This is a genomic window from Lichenibacterium ramalinae, assembly GCF_004137085.1.
Taxonomy (GTDB): domain Bacteria; phylum Pseudomonadota; class Alphaproteobacteria; order Rhizobiales; family Beijerinckiaceae; genus Lichenihabitans; species Lichenihabitans ramalinae.
This window is the reverse complement of record NZ_QYBC01000029.1, coordinates 1,921-16,673: the sequence shown is the minus strand read 5'-3', so window position 1 is coordinate 16,673 and position 14,753 is coordinate 1,921. Positions and strand designations below refer to the sequence as shown.

General features: G+C 70.6%; 13 protein-coding genes and 1 pseudogene. 4 read left to right on the top strand and 10 right to left on the bottom strand.

Annotated elements, in window-relative coordinates; all coding sequences use genetic code 11:
- Window positions 1–31: 31 nt before the first annotated feature.
- The 6 genes from D3272_RS24435 to D3272_RS24410 all read right to left on the bottom strand — a co-directional run bounded on the left by D3272_RS24435 (window position 32) and on the right by D3272_RS24410 (window position 5,364).
- Window positions 32–730, bottom strand: coding sequence for a dienelactone hydrolase family protein (locus D3272_RS24435; protein ID WP_207210306.1), 699 nt, complete (start codon window positions 728–730; stop codon window positions 32–34).
- Window positions 731–866: 136 nt separating this feature from the next.
- Window positions 867–1,385: a glutathione peroxidase gene (locus D3272_RS24430; protein WP_129221867.1), complete on the bottom strand. Its 519-nt coding sequence runs from the start codon at window positions 1,383–1,385 to the stop codon at window positions 867–869.
- Window positions 1,386–1,438: 53 nt separating this feature from the next.
- Complete coding sequence (locus tag D3272_RS24425; RefSeq protein WP_129221848.1) at window positions 1,439–2,158, bottom strand: SDR family oxidoreductase; 720 nt, start codon at window positions 2,156–2,158, stop codon at window positions 1,439–1,441.
- A gap of 19 nt (window positions 2,159–2,177) precedes the next feature.
- Window positions 2,178–3,188, bottom strand: a complete 1,011-nt coding sequence (locus D3272_RS24420; protein WP_129221847.1) for a zinc-dependent alcohol dehydrogenase family protein — start codon at window positions 3,186–3,188, stop codon at window positions 2,178–2,180.
- A 34-nt stretch (window positions 3,189–3,222) separates the two neighbouring features.
- Window positions 3,223–4,209, bottom strand: a complete 987-nt coding sequence (locus D3272_RS24415) for an aldo/keto reductase (RefSeq protein WP_129221846.1) — start codon at window positions 4,207–4,209, stop codon at window positions 3,223–3,225.
- Between the two features lie 90 nt (window positions 4,210–4,299).
- Window positions 4,300–5,364, bottom strand: coding sequence for an NAD(P)-dependent alcohol dehydrogenase (locus D3272_RS24410; RefSeq protein WP_129221845.1), 1,065 nt, complete (start codon window positions 5,362–5,364; stop codon window positions 4,300–4,302).
- An 82-nt stretch (window positions 5,365–5,446) separates the two neighbouring features.
- Here D3272_RS24410 and D3272_RS24405 point away from each other — a divergent pair, with 82 nt between their 5' ends.
- A complete protein-coding gene (locus tag D3272_RS24405) occupies window positions 5,447–6,361 on the top strand; it encodes a LysR family transcriptional regulator (protein WP_342634200.1) in 915 nt (304 codons plus the stop codon).
- Between the two features lie 18 nt (window positions 6,362–6,379).
- On the opposite strand, the gene D3272_RS24400 is transcribed toward D3272_RS24405, so the two are convergent.
- Both D3272_RS24400 and D3272_RS24395 read right to left on the bottom strand, forming a co-directional pair.
- Window positions 6,380–7,804, bottom strand: coding sequence for an MATE family efflux transporter (locus D3272_RS24400; RefSeq protein WP_129221844.1), 1,425 nt, complete (start codon window positions 7,802–7,804; stop codon window positions 6,380–6,382).
- 275 nt (window positions 7,805–8,079) lie between these two features.
- Window positions 8,080–8,826 (bottom strand): TetR/AcrR family transcriptional regulator, encoded by a 747-nt coding sequence (locus D3272_RS24395; protein WP_129221843.1) that lies wholly within the window; start codon window positions 8,824–8,826, stop codon window positions 8,080–8,082.
- An 82-nt stretch (window positions 8,827–8,908) separates the two neighbouring features.
- On the opposite strand from D3272_RS24395, the gene D3272_RS24390 reads away from it, so the two are divergent.
- Window positions 8,909–10,237, top strand: a complete 1,329-nt coding sequence (locus tag D3272_RS24390) for an HlyD family secretion protein (RefSeq protein WP_129221842.1) — start codon at window positions 8,909–8,911, stop codon at window positions 10,235–10,237.
- Between the two features lie 15 nt (window positions 10,238–10,252).
- Entirely contained in the window at window positions 10,253–11,812 is a 1,560-nt protein-coding gene (locus D3272_RS28140) for an MDR family MFS transporter (RefSeq protein WP_129221841.1), read from the top strand.
- 309 nt (window positions 11,813–12,121) lie between these two features.
- Here D3272_RS28140 and D3272_RS28470 read toward each other — a convergent pair.
- Window positions 12,122–12,733, bottom strand: a pseudogene (locus D3272_RS28470) (LysR substrate-binding domain-containing protein); the annotation flags it as partial.
- Between the two features lie 168 nt (window positions 12,734–12,901).
- Window positions 12,902–13,885, bottom strand: coding sequence for a LacI family DNA-binding transcriptional regulator (locus D3272_RS24375; protein ID WP_245496766.1), 984 nt, complete (start codon window positions 13,883–13,885; stop codon window positions 12,902–12,904).
- Between the two features lie 141 nt (window positions 13,886–14,026).
- Between D3272_RS24375 and D3272_RS24370 the strand changes: the two genes are divergently transcribed.
- The coding region (locus D3272_RS24370; RefSeq protein ID WP_165361512.1) for a sugar phosphate isomerase/epimerase family protein at window positions 14,027–14,753 on the top strand (727 nt) is incomplete at its 3' end.

The window sequence follows — 14,753 nt, the reverse complement described above, 5'->3', positions numbered from 1 at the left end:
TGAACTCGAGGTCGAGTCCAGCATCGTTCCGTCAGGTCCCGAACAATTCGCTGAAGAACGCCTGCATGCTGGCCCAGGAGCGCGCGTCCGCGCCCGCATCGTAGCGCACCATCTCGGGGCGATTCATGCGTCCGGCCGCTTTGTTGGTGAAACTGTGCACGACGCCACCGTAGACGTGAAGCTGCCAGTCCACCTTGCCGGCCCGCATCTCGTCTTCGAACGCCCGGCGTTCGTCGAAGGGGACGGAAGGGTCGTCGGCGCCGATGCAGGCCAGCACCTTGCCCTTGATGGCCACGGCGTCCTGAGGCCGCGCCGTGAGCAGGCCGGAATGGAACCCGACCACGCCCGCCACGTCGGCGCCGCTACGCGCGAGTTCGAGAGCCATGGTGCCGCCGAAGCAGAAGCCGATGGCGCCGATCCGGGCTGCATCCACTCTGGGCTGCTTGAGCAGGACATCGAGGCCGCCGTGGGCGCGGGCGCGGGTGCCCGTCGGGTCGGCGCGCATCGGTCCGATCAGGCCCATGACGGTCCCAAGATCCTCGATGACTTCACCCCGGCCGTGCAGGTCGCAGGCCAGCGCGACATAGCCGAGCCCCGCCAGGCGCTCCGCCCGCGACTTCGCATGCTCGCCGAGCCCGAAAGCTTCCGGAAACACGAGGACGCCCGGACGCGGTGCCGTCGAGCTGTCGTCGTGATAGAGCTGGCCCACCATCGACAGGCCATCGGCCACGTATTCGACTGTTTCGTTTCTGATCACTTTGGGCTCCTGCGTTAGATCGTCGGCGACGGCCCAAAGGGGGCGGGTCGCTTCTCGAGTTTCGCCAGCGTCGCCATTTCCATGACCCGTGACCGCTCTGGCGAGCGTTTCAGGATGCGGGCTCGGCGAGCGCCCGGTCGAGGGCGGCCAGGAGGCGCGGGTCGTTGGCGGCGATGTCGGGCGAAAACCGGCCCATCACCCGCCCGTCCCGGGCGACAAGGAACTTCTCGAAGTTCCACAGCACTTCCGCGCCGTCGCGGCCCGCCAGGCCATGGCTCGCCAGTCGCTCGCGCAGCGCCTCGGCACCCACCGCCTGCGGCACCGCCTCCGTGAGGGCGCGGTAGAGGGGATGGATCGCGTCGCCCTTGACGCTGATCTTTCCGAAGAGGGGGAAGGTGACGTCATAGGTCAGCGAGCAGAAGGCCGCGATCTCCTCGTCTGATCCTGGTTCCTGCCCGCGGAAGTCATTGGCGGGAAAGCCGAGAACCTCCAGGCCCGCCATCCTTCTGTCTCGATACAGCGCTTCGAGCCCCGCATATTGCACCGTCAGCCCGCAGCGGGATGCGACGTTGACGATCAGCAGGACGTGGCCCCTGTGGCGCGCGAGGCTGTCCTGCAACCCGTCCATGCGGATCAAAGGGATATCGCCGATCGCGGTCGGCCGGTCGGTCGCAGCCCCGCTCACACGAGAGACCCGCCGCCGTCGACGACGATCACCTGGCCGGTGCCGTAGCTCTGCCGCATGAGGTAGAGGTAGCTTTCGGCGACCTCGGCGGCTTCGCCGGTGTGGCCCACCGGCAGGTGGGCGGCGGCACCGGCATAGAGGCCCTCGCGGTCGGCCTCTGCCATCCCGGCCCAGAGCGGCGTCTTGACGAGGCCCGGCGCGACCGCGTTGACCCGGAGCGGCGCGAGCTCGATCGCCAGGGCGCGGGTGAGGCCCTCGACGGCCGAGCAGACGCTGGCGCCGAGCGACCAGCCGGAACGCGGCCGCCGCCCCGCCGTGCCGGTCGTGAAGGTGATGGAGCCGCCAGGACGGAGGTGCGGGCTGCCGAACTTGGCGGCCGTGAAGGCGCCCCAGTAGCGCAGCGCGAAGAAGCGCTGCGCGGCGGCGATGTCCGTGTCGGCGAGGCTGCCGAGCATCAGCGTCTCGCCGGCCGTGAAGACGAGGTGGTCGAAGGCGCCGATGCCGGCGAACAGCGCTTCCACGGCCGCGGCGTCCGTGAGGTCGAGCGCGTGACCCTCGGCGTTCGCCGGCAGCATCGCCAGCGCCTCGTCGACCCGCGCCCGGCGGCTCGACGCGATCACGACCGTGGCCCCCTCGCGCGGCGCCGCCTGAGCGGTCGCCAGGCCCATGCCGGAGCTGCCGCCCAGCACCACGATCCTCTTTCCATCCAGGCTCATGTCGATCTCCCCGTCGGTGTCAGAACCGAATCACGATCTTGCCGAAATGCGTGGCGCCTTCGAGGTGGCGCCACGCGTCGCGCGCCCGCTCGAACGGGAACGTGCTGTCGATGACGGGGCGCATCCCGTGCAGCGCGATGGCGCGGTTCATCGCCTCGAACATCTCGCGCGAGCCGACATAGACGCCCCGCAGCCCGACGCGGCGGAACAGGATCGCCGTGGGGTCGACCTCGCTCCTGCCGGTCAGCACGCCGATGATGCCGATGCTGCCGCCGACGCGCGCCGCCCGGATCGAGCGCGCCAGCGTGCCGGCGCCGCCCACCTCCACCACGTGGTCGACGCCGAGCCCGCCCGTGAGGCGGAGCACCTCGTCCTGCCACTCGGGCATGGTGCGGTAGTTGATCGCCGCGTCGAGGCCCAGGCCCCGCGCGCGCTCCAGCTTCTCGTCCGACGAGGAGGTGCCGATCACCCGCGCGCCCATCATGGCGGCGAACTGCAGCGCGAAGATCGACACGCCGCCGGTGCCCTGCACCAGCACCGTGTCGCCCGCCGTCACGTCGCCGACGTGGCGCAGCGAATGCCACGCCGTCACGGCCGCGCAGGGCAGCGTCGCCGCCTCCTCGAAGGACAGGTGCTCGGGGATCGAGACGAGGCCCGCCTCGTGCAGCACCACGGAGTCGGACAGCACGCCGTCGAGCGTGCCGCCCAGCGCCCCCGCGGTGTTGGCCTCGGTGAGGCCGCCGCCGAGCCAGCTCTGGCAGAAGATCGGGCAGACCCGGTCGCCCGCCTTGAACAGCGTCGTGCCGGGGCCGACCGCCTCCACCTCGCCGGCGCCGTCCGACAGCGGCACGAGGCCGCGGCGCGGCGGGCCGCCGTAGGTGCCCTTCACGGTCATCAGGTCGCGGTAGTTCAGCGAGGCCGCCCGCATGCGGACCAGCACCTGGCCGGGGCCGGGCACGGGCTTCTCGACCTCGACCACGTCGAGGCCGTCGATGCCGGCATCGGGCCGGGCGATCCGGATCTGTCTCATCGTCTGGCTCTCCATGGAGGTCGGTGTCGCGGCGTCAGCGGTGGACGGCCTGCATCTGGGCCGCAGGATAGCGGGGGCCGGCCGCGGCGCCGGGCGGCAGGGCGCGGTCGAGCCGGGCGAGGTCGTCTGGCGTGAGGGCTACGTCGAGCGCCCCGAGGTTCTCCTCGAGGTAGGTCCGCCGCTTGGTGCCGGGGATCGGCACGATGTCGTCGCCCTGGGCCAGCACCCAGGCCAGCGCCACCTGCGAGGTGGCGCAGCCCTTGTCGCGCGCCACCTCGGCGATGGCGTCGACGAGCGCGAGGTTGCGGTCGAAGTTCTCGCCCTGGAAGCGCGGCGCGGTGCGGCGGTAGTCGCCCTCCGCCACGTCCTCCGGCTTGCGGAACTGCCCGGTGAGGAAACCGCGGCCGAGCGGGCTGTAGGGCACGAAGCCGATGCCGAGCTCGCGCAGCATGGCCAGGATCCCGTCCTCGGGGTCGCGGGTCCAGAGCGAATATTCGGTCTGCAGCGCCGTGATGGGGTGCACCGCATGGGCGCGCCGGATCGTGTCGGGCGCGGCCTCGGACAGGCCGAGATACTTGACCTTGCCGGCCTTCACGAGGTCCGCCATGGCGCCGACCGTGTCCTCGATCGGCACCGTGGGGTCGACGCGGTGCTGGTAGTAGAGGTCGATGACGTCGAGGCCCGAGCGCTTCAGGCTCGCGTCGCAGGCCTGGCGCACGTAGTCGGGCCGGCCGTCGACGCCCTTGAAGCTGCCGTCCGGGTTGCGGACGTTGCCGAACTTGGTGGCCACCACCACCCATTCGGAGCGCTCGCGCACGGCGCGGCCGACCAGCTCCTCGTTGCGCCCGATGCCGTAAGCGTCGGCGGTGTCGAGGAAATTCACCCCGAGGTCGAGGGCGCGGTGGATCGTGGCGAGCGATTCCGCGTCGTCCCGCCCGGCGTAGAAATCCGACATGCCCATGCAGCCGAGGCCGAGGGCGGAAACTTCGAGCCCCTGGGTTCCGAGCTTGCGCGTCTTCATGGCCGTCTCCGTTCTGTGGGGGGCGCCGACGCGGTCGGCGCCCCCGGGTGGACCTTCACCTGGATCGGGGCCGCGGGAGGGCGGCCCCCGTCACGCCGCGGCGGCGGCGCCCTTCAGCGACGCCATGTCGATGACGAAGCGGTATTTCACGTCGCCCTTGGCGAGACGCGCATAGGCGCCCTCGATCTCGCCCATGGGGATCGTTTCGCAATCGGCCAGCACGCCCCGCGCGGCGCAGAAGTCGAGCAGCTCCTGGGTTTCGGGGAGGCCGCCGATGATCGAGCCCGCCAGCGTCTTGCGGCGATAAGCCAGCGCGCTGCCGGGGAAGGGCTTCAGGGGATCGAGAGCGCCCACCAGCACCTGCGCGCCGTCGAGCTTCACCAGCGCCATGTAGGGCGCGACGTCGTGGCTGACCGGGATGGTGTTCAGCACGAAGTCGAAATATTCGGCGTGTTTCGCCATGGCGTCGGCGTCGGTGGACAGCAGGAACTTGTGGGCGCCCAGCGCCGCGGCGTCCCGCTCCTTCTCGGGCGACGTGGTGATCATCGTCACCTCGGCGCCCATCGCGGCGGCGAGCTTCACGCCCATGTGGCCGAGGCCGCCGAGTCCCACGATGCCGACCTTCTGGCCGGGGCCGACCTTCCAGTGGCGCAGCGGCGAATAGGTGGTGATGCCGGCGCAGAGCAGCGGGGCGACGCGGGCCAGGTCGAGCCCCTCGGGCACCCGCAGCACGAAGTCCTCGGTGACGACGATCCGGTCCGAATAGCCGCCGAGCGTGGGCTCGCCGGTCTCCCTGTCCTTGCCGTTGTAGGTCGTCACCATGCGGGTATTGCAATATTGCTCCAGCCCGGCCCGGCAGGACGAGCAGTCGCGGCAGCTGTCGACGAGGCAGCCCACGGCGGCGAGGTCGCCGGCCTTGAAGCGCGACACCTCGGCCCCGACGGCGCTCACCCGGCCGACGATCTCGTGGCCCGGCACGCAGGGGTAGACGGTGCGGCCCCAGTCGTTGCGGACGTAATGCAGGTCGGAGTGGCACACGCCGCAGAAGGCGATGTCGATGGCGACGTCGCGCGGGCGCAGGTCGCGGCGCGTGAAGGAGAAGGGCGCCATGGGCGTGGCGGCGTCCGCCGCGGCGAAGCCGATGCATTGGAACATGGAGGAGCTTCCCGGTGGGGGTTTCGCCGCCAGGGTGGCATCCCCTTCGACATCGCACTAGAGGGGGCAATGGCGATGGGTCATGAAGGGGAGCTTCACGATGCAGATCGGGCGCAGCGAACTCGGCGAACTCAGCTTCTTCGCCGTCGTGGCGCGGCATCGCAGCTTCAAGGCGGCCGGGCGCGAGCTCGGCGTCTCGGCCTCGGCACTCAGCCAAACGCTGCGGTCGCTCGAGGAGCGCTTCGGCATCCGCCTCCTCAACCGCACCACGCGGGCCGTGGTGCCGACGGAGGCCGGGCAGGAACTGCTGGAGAAGCTGGAGCCGGCGCTGCGGGGCATCGCCGAAGCCGTGGCGGCGGTGCGCGACCGCGGCGGCGAAGCGAGCGGGACGCTGCGCCTCAACGTCACCGGCACGGCGGCGCGCCTCGTCTGCGCGCCCCTGGTGGGCGCCTTCCTGGCGCGCCACCCCCGCGTGCGCCTGGAGATCGTCACGGAGGACCGCATGGTCGACATCGTGACGGGCGGCTTCGACGCCGGCATCCGCTTCGGCGACACGGTCCCGCGCGACATGGCGGCGCTGCGCATCGGCTTCGCGCACCGCTTCGCGGTGGTGGGCTCGCCGGCCTATTTCGCCGCGACGCCCCGGCCCGCCACACCGGCCGACCTCGCCCGGCACCGCTGCATCCGCTGGGCCTTCACGGATGGCGGCTACATGCGGTGGCGCTTCGAGAAGGGCGACGAGGCGGTCGAGATCGACGTCGACGGCCCGCTGGCGGCGAACGAGACGGAGGTCATCCGGCAGGCGGCGCTCGACGGCGTCGGCCTCGCCTACCAGCTCGAACAGCACCTCGCGGCGCCGATCCTCGATGGACGGCTCGTCCGCGTGCTGGAGGATTGGTGCCCGCCGCGCCCCGGCTTCTCGCTCTACTATCCGCGGCAGCGCCAGGTGCCGGCGGCGCTGCGGGCCTTCATCGACGTCGCGCGCGACGCCGGATGACACGCGACGCGAGCGGGGTCAGACGCGGGGCAGCCCGTCCTCGGTGATGGCCTCGACGATCACCTGCGCGGTTCCGGCCGGGACCGTGCCGGTCAGGCGCATCGTCGTCCAGTCGCCGCGCAGGTACCAGCCGACCGCCGCCAGCGCCGTGAGGACGTTGGTGACGGGGAAGGACCACCACAGCCCCGCGGTGCCGAGCACCTGCGGGCGCGACAGCACGTAGGCCAGCGGGAACTGCAGGACCCACTGAGACACGAGCGCCAGCACCATCGCGGCCACCATGGTGCCGGCCGCCCGGAACGTCGACACGACGGTGAGCTGGAGGGCGATGAAGCCCCAGGCGGGCGCCACGATGCGGATGAAGCGCCCGCCCTCGGCCACGACGGCGGGATCGCCCGACACGAAGAAGCCCACGATGGCGGGAGCGGCGGCCGCCGCCGCGATTCCCACCAGGGTCAGGACCATGAAGCCCAGCGCGCCGGCGAGCCGGGTGGTCCGCGCCGCGCGCTCGACCTGGCCCGCCCCGATGCTCTGCCCGACGAGCGCCGCCGCCGCGGTCGACAGGCCGAGCGCCGGGATGGTGACGACCTGGAGCACGTTCGCGCCGATGCCGTAGGCGGCGAGCGTGACGGTGCCGAAGCTCGTCACAAGGAACGACAGGACGATGAGGCCGACCGCCCGCGCCGACAGCTCGATCGAGGCCGGGAAGCCGAGCCGGAACGCGCGCCGGATATAGGCGAGGTCGGGCTTCAGCCCCGCCGGCGTGACGCGGATGCCGTAGGTGCCCCGCCACAGCAGCACGATGGCCGCCAGCGTGGCCAGGCCCTGCGTCCCGAGCGTCGCCAGCGCGGCCCCCATGACGCCGAAGGCCGGCACGGGGCCCCAGCCGAAGATGAGCAGCGGGTCGAGCGCGAAGTTCAGCACCACCGTACCGGCCACGATGGCGAGCGGCGCCACGGCCCGCCCGACGCCGCGCATCAGCGCCTGGAACATGGCGAAGGCGAAGACGAAGATCAGCCCGACGAAGGACACCCGCAGGAAGCCCAGGGCTTCGGCGTAGACCTCGGGCGCGACGCCGATGGCCTTGAGGATCAGCGGCGCCAGGGCGACGCCGACCGACCCCAGCACCATGGAGGTGCCGACCACCATGATCATGGTCTGGGCCGCCACATGGTCGACCATGGCCTGGTCGCGGGCACCGGCGTATTGCGCCGTCAGGGTGGCGCCCGCGACCGCGAGGCCGCCGCCGAGCGCGATCATCAGGAAGGTCACGGGAAAGCTCACCGATACGGCCGCGACCGCCGCGGCGCCGAGGCGCCCGACCCAGAAGGCGTCGGTGATCTGGTAGCCGGTCTGCAGCAGGTTCGCGAGGACGATGGGGACCGCCAGCCTGAGCAAGGGGCGAAGGACGGAGGGCTCGGAAGGTTCAAGGGCCAAGGTCATGCAGGGCGACGGTTTCCGGACTGAAGGGATGATGCAGCGCGATCTCCGGTGCGGTCGCCGTGCTCCCGCCCCCGACACGACGGTTCCAGGCCGGATCGTCGCCGGCGTCGCTGTCTTGCGGGGACGCGAGCGGCCTCGGTCGGGCGACCGTCGAAATCCCGAACCGCTTCGGCGGCATCGAGAGTGCGATGGGCTCGCGCACCGGCCGGAACGGGCCGTGTCTGCGGGGCGGAGGCCCGGGGCGCGAGCGCCCGCCGTCGGCCTGGGACCGGCATCTAGCCCCGCACGCGATCGGAGGTCGTGGAGGACGCCGACGGCGTTTCCCGCCGGCCCCGGCACAACCCCGATATGCCGTTGAGGAAGAGCGAGACCGCCGCCTCGACACGCCGCTCGATCTCCTCCGCGTCGGTCTCGATCCCCAGCATGGCGAGGCGGCTGAGGCGTCCCAGCACCAGGGCGAGAAACAGGTCGGCCGCCAAGTTGCTGTCGTCGACCGTGATCTGCCCATCGATCACGAATCGGTCGATCACGGCCGCCACGGCTGCGCTCGAACGTTGCCAGCCTTCGCGTTGGACCATGCGGGCCAGATCCGGGAACCGCAGCGCCTGTGCGGTGACGATCCGATTGATCGCGATGGCTTCGGGGGCAAGGGCAGCGTCCACCATGCGGCGCCCCATCGCGACCAGCACGTCTTCGACGCGAGCCCCCGACGGCAGCGAGTCCGGCGCGCTGACCGCGAGCCACCGGTCGATCTGACGCTGGAACACCGCGGCGAAGAGCGCGGCTTTGTCGCGGTAGCGCGCGTAGAGCGTCGCCTTGCCGACGCTGGCCGCTTCCGCCACGGCGTCGATGGTCGTGGCGTCGAAGCCGCGCTCCATGAACATGGCGGCCGCGATCTCCACCAGCCGCGCGTCGCGCCGCACCGCTTCCTCCTGCGACGGGCGGCCGCCCGAGCCGCGTCGGGCCTTCTTCGGGTTGAGGGTGGCCACGGCGGACTGCGGTTCTTCGAGGTCGAGCGTCATGCCGCGATGATATCCCTTGCGTTAACCAGTCGGTGCCATCATAACAGAACGACACTGTTTTGTTAAATTGGGCTATCGACAGATGGACGGTATCTCCTCGGATCGCCAGAGCTTCGATCGGGCGGATCGCGATGCTCCGGACGAGGGTGAGACGGCGGATCGGCGGGACGATGAGGCTTCGGCGCGCAGCGCCTCGCCCGACCCCGTGCCGGCACCGCTCGACAAGCTGCCTGAAACCCCGACCTCGCCCCAGCGGGCAGCCGCACCTCAGCCTGGCTTACCCGCGGCACCCCTGCCTGCGCCGGTCGCGCTGACGACTCAGCCGCCGCGCAAGGGCGGCACCAAGAAACTGGTGCTCGCCGCCGTGCTGCTCGCCGGCATCGGCTACGGCGGCCACACCGGCTGGCACTGGTGGACGGTCGGACGCTTCCAGGAGACGACCGACAACGCCTTCCTGCAGGCCGACAAGGTGACGGTGTCGCCCCGCATCGCGGGCTTCGTCACCGCGGTGGCGGTCGGCGACAACCAGCCGGTCCGCGCCGGCGACGTCGTCGCCACGATCGACGACCGCGACGCCCGCATCCAGATCGAGGGTGCCCGAGCGGAACTGGAGAAGGCGCGCGCGCAGGTCGAAGGCTATCACGCCGCGGTGGTGCAGCAGGCCGCCACCGTGGCCTCCGCCCAGGCCGACATCGTCAACGCCGAAGCCGGCCTCGCCTTCTCGACCCAGGAAGCCAAGCGCTACGCCGACCTCCTCACCGCGGGTGCCGGCACGTCGCAACGTGCCCAGCAGACGGATGCCGACCTGCGCCAGCACCGGGCGACGCTCGACAAGGACAGGGCGGCGCTCGACGCCGCGCAGAAGCAGGTCCACACCTACGAGGCGCTGGCCGCCAGTGCGGTCGCGGGCGTCGCGTCGGCGCAGGCCAAGCTCGATGGCGCGGAACTCAACCTCGGCTACACGACGATCCGCGCCCCGGTCGACGGCGTGGTGGGCGACCGCTCGGTGCGGGTCGGCCAGATGGTGGGGGCGGGCACGGGGCTGCTGACCGTCGTGCCGATGGGCCGCGACATCTACCTCGTCGCCAACTTCAAGGAGACGCAGCTCGGCGACATGAAGGTCGGTCAATCGGTGGAGTTCACCGTGGACGCCTTCGGCGACCACGCGTTCCGCGGCACGGTGGACAGCTTCTCGCCCGGTACGGGCGCGCAGTTCGCCCTGCTGCCGCCCGAGAACGCCACCGGCAACTTCACCAAGGTGGTGCAGCGCGTGCCGGTGAAGATCCGCCTCGCCACGGACGACCCGATGCTCGACCGCCTGCGGCCGGGCCTGTCGGTCGAGGCCACGGTGGAGACGCGTGGCGACGCGCGGCCGAGCCACAGCCTCGTCGGCTTGGCCGCGACACGCTGAGCGGGGCGCCTCACCATGCATCCAGACACCGAGAAGGCCTCGCTGCGCCAATGGCTCGCCGTCGCGGCGGCGATCCTCGGCGCCTTTACGGCCATCCTGGACATCCAGATTACCAATTCGTCGCTGAGCGACATCGAGGGCGCGCTCGGTGCCTCCTCGGACGAGGGGAGCTGGATCTCCACCGCTTACCTGATGGCGGAGATCATCGTGATCCCGCTGACGGGCTGGCTCGGCTCGGTCTTCGGCCTGCGGCGCTACCTCGCGGTCAACACGGGCCTGTTCATCGGCTTCTCGGTCGCCTGCGCGCTGTCGACGAGCCTGCCGGAGATGATCCTGTTCCGCGCCGGCCAGGGCTTCACCGGCGGCGTGCTCATCCCCACCGCCATCACCATCGTGCGGACGCGCCTGCCGAAGTCCCAGCAGGCGGTCGGGATCGCCTTCTTCGGCCTCACCGCCACCTTCGCGCCCGCCATCGGCCCGACGGTCGGCGGCTGGCTGACCGACAACCTGTCCTGGCACTACATCTTCTACCTGAACCTCGTACCCGGCCCCCTCGCCCTGGCGCTGCAGCTCTACGCGCTCGACCCCGCGCCGTTGAAGCTCGGCGAGCTGGCGAAGGGCGACTGGCTCGGCATCAGCCTGATGGCGACGGGCCTGCCGGCGCTGACCTTCGTGCTGGAGGAAGGGCAGCGCAAGGACTGGTTCGGCTCGCCGATCATCGTCGAGGGCGCCGCGCTGGCCGTGCTCGGCATCGGCGGCTTCATCCTGCGCGAGCTGATGGCGGAGCGGCCCTTCATCAACCTGCGCGTCCTCAAGAACCGCTCGGTCGGCGGCGGCTGCCTGTTGATGACGGTGCTGGGCGCCGTGTCGTTCGGCTCGATCTACGTCATCCCGGTCTATTGCGCCCAGATCCAGGGCTACAACGCCGAGCAGATCGGCTACGTCGTGATGTGGAGCGGGTTGCCTCAGCTCGTGCTCTTCCCCGCCATGCCGCTGCTGATGAAGCGCTTCGACCCGCGGCTGCTGGTGGTGGCCGGCACGCTACTCTTCGCGCTGAGCTGCTTCATCAACGTCGGCCTCACCCACGACGTTGGCATGGACCAGCTGATCCTGCCGCAGCTGCTGCGCGCCGCCGGCCAGCCGCTTTTCACCGTGCCACTGTCGCAGATGTCGACGGCGGGCCTCGCGCCGCGCGACACCGCCGACGCCTCCGCCTTATCCAACATGATGCGCAATCTCGGCGGCTCGATCGGCATCGCCATGCTGTCGACGATGATCGATCGGCGCGAGCACATGCATTTCTCGGTGCTGGCCGAGGCCATGACGCGCAACGCCGTGCTCACTCAGTCTCGCCTCGCCGTCATGACACATGCGATGCAGGCCCACGTGGTCGACCCCATCGCAGCACAGGCTCAAGCGCTCGGGTTGATCGCGTCCCAGGCGCGGCGCGAGGCTTACGTCATGGCCTACAGCGACGCCTTCTGGATCATCGCAGTCGGGCTCATCGTCAGCCTCGCCGCCATCCCGCTCCTGAAGAAGCCGCAAAGAGCGACCGGACCGATCGAAGCTCACTGATATGGCTCCGACCTGAACGTCCGCTCTCGCCTGGACCTCTATCGAAACCGGTCGGACCGCAATCCACCCACTTCTGCTGTAGGACCGGAGTCGACCCAAGCAGGACCTTGCAGGCGAAATATGGCTCGCTCCGAAGCGGACGTAGGCAAGCTCATCGGCCGTTCTCCCAGCAGCGGCTCCGTTCGGCCAAGAGCCACGCGACAAAACCTGCTGTAGCACTATCTCATCGCCATCGGTCGGTTCGAGGGCGACGTATCCAGTCCGCCGCACCCGGATCTGAGGGAGCAACGTTATCAGTCGTCCGGACGCGCCGTCGATGCCGAGTATCGGCATGGTTCCGACGCCGATCCCGAGCCCATCTTCGACGGCCTGCCGGATGATGAAGAAGTGGTCGAAGAGCTGCCGACGAGCGATGATGAAATGCGATAGTCCCGCCGTCTCGAGCCAGTCTGCCCAGTCGCCGGGCCGCGTTTCGCTGGCGACCATGAGATGCCCTTCCACGTCCAACAGCGAGCGCATCGGGCACTGGGAGAACAGGGCCAGAGACATGATCACGGTGTCCACCTCGTCGGGAACCGGCGTCGCCCGGCGCGATGGCCATGCGCCCGGACCGGGATTGCCGCGCCGGATGGCGACGTCGTAGCCGTTTCGAAGTTCGTCCTCGACGGTCGTGACGGTCATTACCGCGACCTCGCTTAGCGGGTAGGTGCGATGAAATCCGTCGAGGCGCGGCATGAGCCAGCGCATGGCGAAGCTGGTCGGCGCGCTGACGCGGAGGATGCGCCCGGCGTCCGATCGACCGCAGGCTTCGGCTGCCGCCGTGATCCGGTCAAATGCCAGCTTCACTTCGGCGGCGAAGGCGCGGGCGAGCGGAGTCGGCACCATTCGCCGTCCGGCGCGAACAAAGAGGCGCTGGCCCATCCAAGCCTCCAGCGCGGTGACTTGTTGACTGACGGCGCCGCGGCCGCCCCGCGCCTGCGGCGCCCTGCCATGGGAACCGAGTTGACGCGAGCCCAGGCCCGCCGGACGTCCCCGGGAGGGCGAGCTTCTCGACGTCAACCGCGTGATGCGGCCGGATCGCGATCCCGCCTAACAGCTTTCGGGAGTAAAGACCCGCACCGGTGCGAGCGGCACCGGAGCGGAACCGTCTAGACGCCCGAGGAGCCGTGCCATAACCTCCGCCACGATCTGAACCTCCGCCGACGTGTCTTGATCGACCACGGCGTGGATCTCTCGGACCTGCAGCAGCGCGCGGCGGTCGTCGGTGAGCTCGTGCGTCACGAAGACGACGTTCGGCGCGCCCGCGGCCTTCAGGGCCGCCACGACCCTGTCGGCTCCGGCCGAACTCAAGTAGATCGCTTTCAGACCGGGGTGGGAGCGCAGCGCCGCCGCCGCGACGTCGCCGGCGCCCTGCGCCATCTCGCGGCTTTCCTCCAGCGCGATGAGCCGGCAGGCCGGGAAGTGCTCGCGCAGCACTGCGCGGAAGCCGCTTTCCCTGTCGCGGTGCCCTGCCATGGACCGCAGCCCCGTGATCATCAGCACGTCGCCGCCTGCAGCGGCGAGGAAGCGACCGATCAGCTCGCCAGCCACACGGCCGCCCTTGACGTCGTCCGGCCCCACGTAGGCGTGGCGGCCGCTGCCGGGCACGTCGGTCGCCAGCGTAGCTACGGGGATGGATACTGCGGCTCGGCGCAGCGCCGCCGCGATTCCGTCGTCGGCCGGGCTGGCGACGACCAGCCCGTCATGAGCCCGCGCCAGCCGGTCGATCAGCCCCGGGATGCGATCCGGCCGGTTCGGGTCGAGGTGATGGACCAGGAATTGGATGTTGAGGTCGAGGTACGAACGGTCGAGGTTCGCGAAGGCCCGCCCGAGCGCCGCGTGGAACGGGTTCACGGCCGATTGGATCAGCACGGCGACGCGGAGCCGATGAGCATAGGCACGACCGAGCTGGCGGTCGAGCTTTAGGCGCCGTGCCGCGGCAAGCACGCGCCCTTCCCGATCGGGCCGCACACCGCCGCGCCGGTTCACGACGCGGTCTACCGTGGCGATCGACACGCCCGCCAGGGTGGCCACGTCCTCCAAAGTCGGCTTGTGCGCCACGTCTCACCGCGATCTGATGGGATCTCATCATCTTGCCGCTGTCCGAAACCCGCGCAAGCCCTCTATCTCAAGGCCGCGAAGACTCCGATTGGGGGCCGCTGCGGGAGAGGAACGATGGCCATCACAATCACCACGGCGCCCTGCTGCTGGGGCGTCGATGACGTGCGTAACCCGCACCTGCCGCCCTGGGAGCGGGTATTCGACGAGGCCGCGGCGGCCGGATACGGCGGGCTGGAGCTCGGCCCCTACGGCTATGTGCCGCTCGACGCGGAGCGGGTCGGCCGTGCCCTCGACGCCCGCGGCCTGACCATCGTGGCGGGCACCATCTTCGACGACCTCGCGTCCTCGGCGAACCGCGAGACCCTGCTGCAGCAGGCGGACGAGATCTGCGCCTTGGTCAAACGCATGCCGCCCCCGCCGACCGCCGCCGGGCAGCGCTTTCCCGCGCCATACCTGACCGTGATGGACTGGGGCCACGACGAGCGCGACTTCGCGGCCGGCCATTCCGACCGGGCACCGCGCCTGTCCGATGCGTCCTGGGCCGATCTGATCGCGAACATACGCGACGTCGCCCGGCTCGCGCGCGACCGCCACGGCGTGCGGGCCGTGATCCACCCCCATGCGGGCGGCCACGTCGAGTTCGCCGACGAGGTGGCCCGCATCGCCGCGGAGGTACCGGCGAACGAGGCCGGGCTCTGCATCGACACCGGCCACTGCTTCTATTCCGGCATGGACCCGGTGGAAACGATCGAGCGCTACGCCGACCGGCTCGCGCGCGACCGCCACGGCGTGCGGGCCGTGATCCACCCCCATGCGGGCGGCCACGTCGAGTTCGCCGACG

Excerpts from the sequence above, each read along its gene's own strand:
- D3272_RS24410 (WP_129221845.1), bottom strand. The coding sequence starts at position 5,364 with ATGTTCCAATGCATCGGCTTCGCCGCGGCGGACGCCGCCACGCCCATG.
- D3272_RS28140 (WP_129221841.1), top strand. The coding sequence starts at position 10,253 with ATGCATCCAGACACCGAGAAGGCCTCGCTGCGCCAATGGCTCGCCGTC.
- D3272_RS24415 (WP_129221846.1), bottom strand. The coding sequence starts at position 4,209 with ATGAAGACGCGCAAGCTCGGAACCCAGGGGCTCGAAGTTTCCGCCCTC.
- D3272_RS24430 (WP_129221867.1), bottom strand. The coding sequence starts at position 1,385 with ATGGACGGGTTGCAGGACAGCCTCGCGCGCCACAGGGGCCACGTCCTG.
- D3272_RS24425 (WP_129221848.1), bottom strand. The coding sequence starts at position 2,158 with ATGAGCCTGGATGGAAAGAGGATCGTGGTGCTGGGCGGCAGCTCCGGC.
- D3272_RS24405 (WP_342634200.1), top strand. The coding sequence starts at position 5,447 with ATGAAGGGGAGCTTCACGATGCAGATCGGGCGCAGCGAACTCGGCGAA.
- D3272_RS24395 (WP_129221843.1), bottom strand. The coding sequence starts at position 8,826 with ATGACGCTCGACCTCGAAGAACCGCAGTCCGCCGTGGCCACCCTCAAC.
- D3272_RS24390 (WP_129221842.1), top strand. The coding sequence starts at position 8,909 with ATGGACGGTATCTCCTCGGATCGCCAGAGCTTCGATCGGGCGGATCGC.
- D3272_RS24400 (WP_129221844.1), bottom strand. The coding sequence starts at position 7,804 with ATGACCTTGGCCCTTGAACCTTCCGAGCCCTCCGTCCTTCGCCCCTTG.
- D3272_RS24420 (WP_129221847.1), bottom strand. The coding sequence starts at position 3,188 with ATGAGACAGATCCGGATCGCCCGGCCCGATGCCGGCATCGACGGCCTC.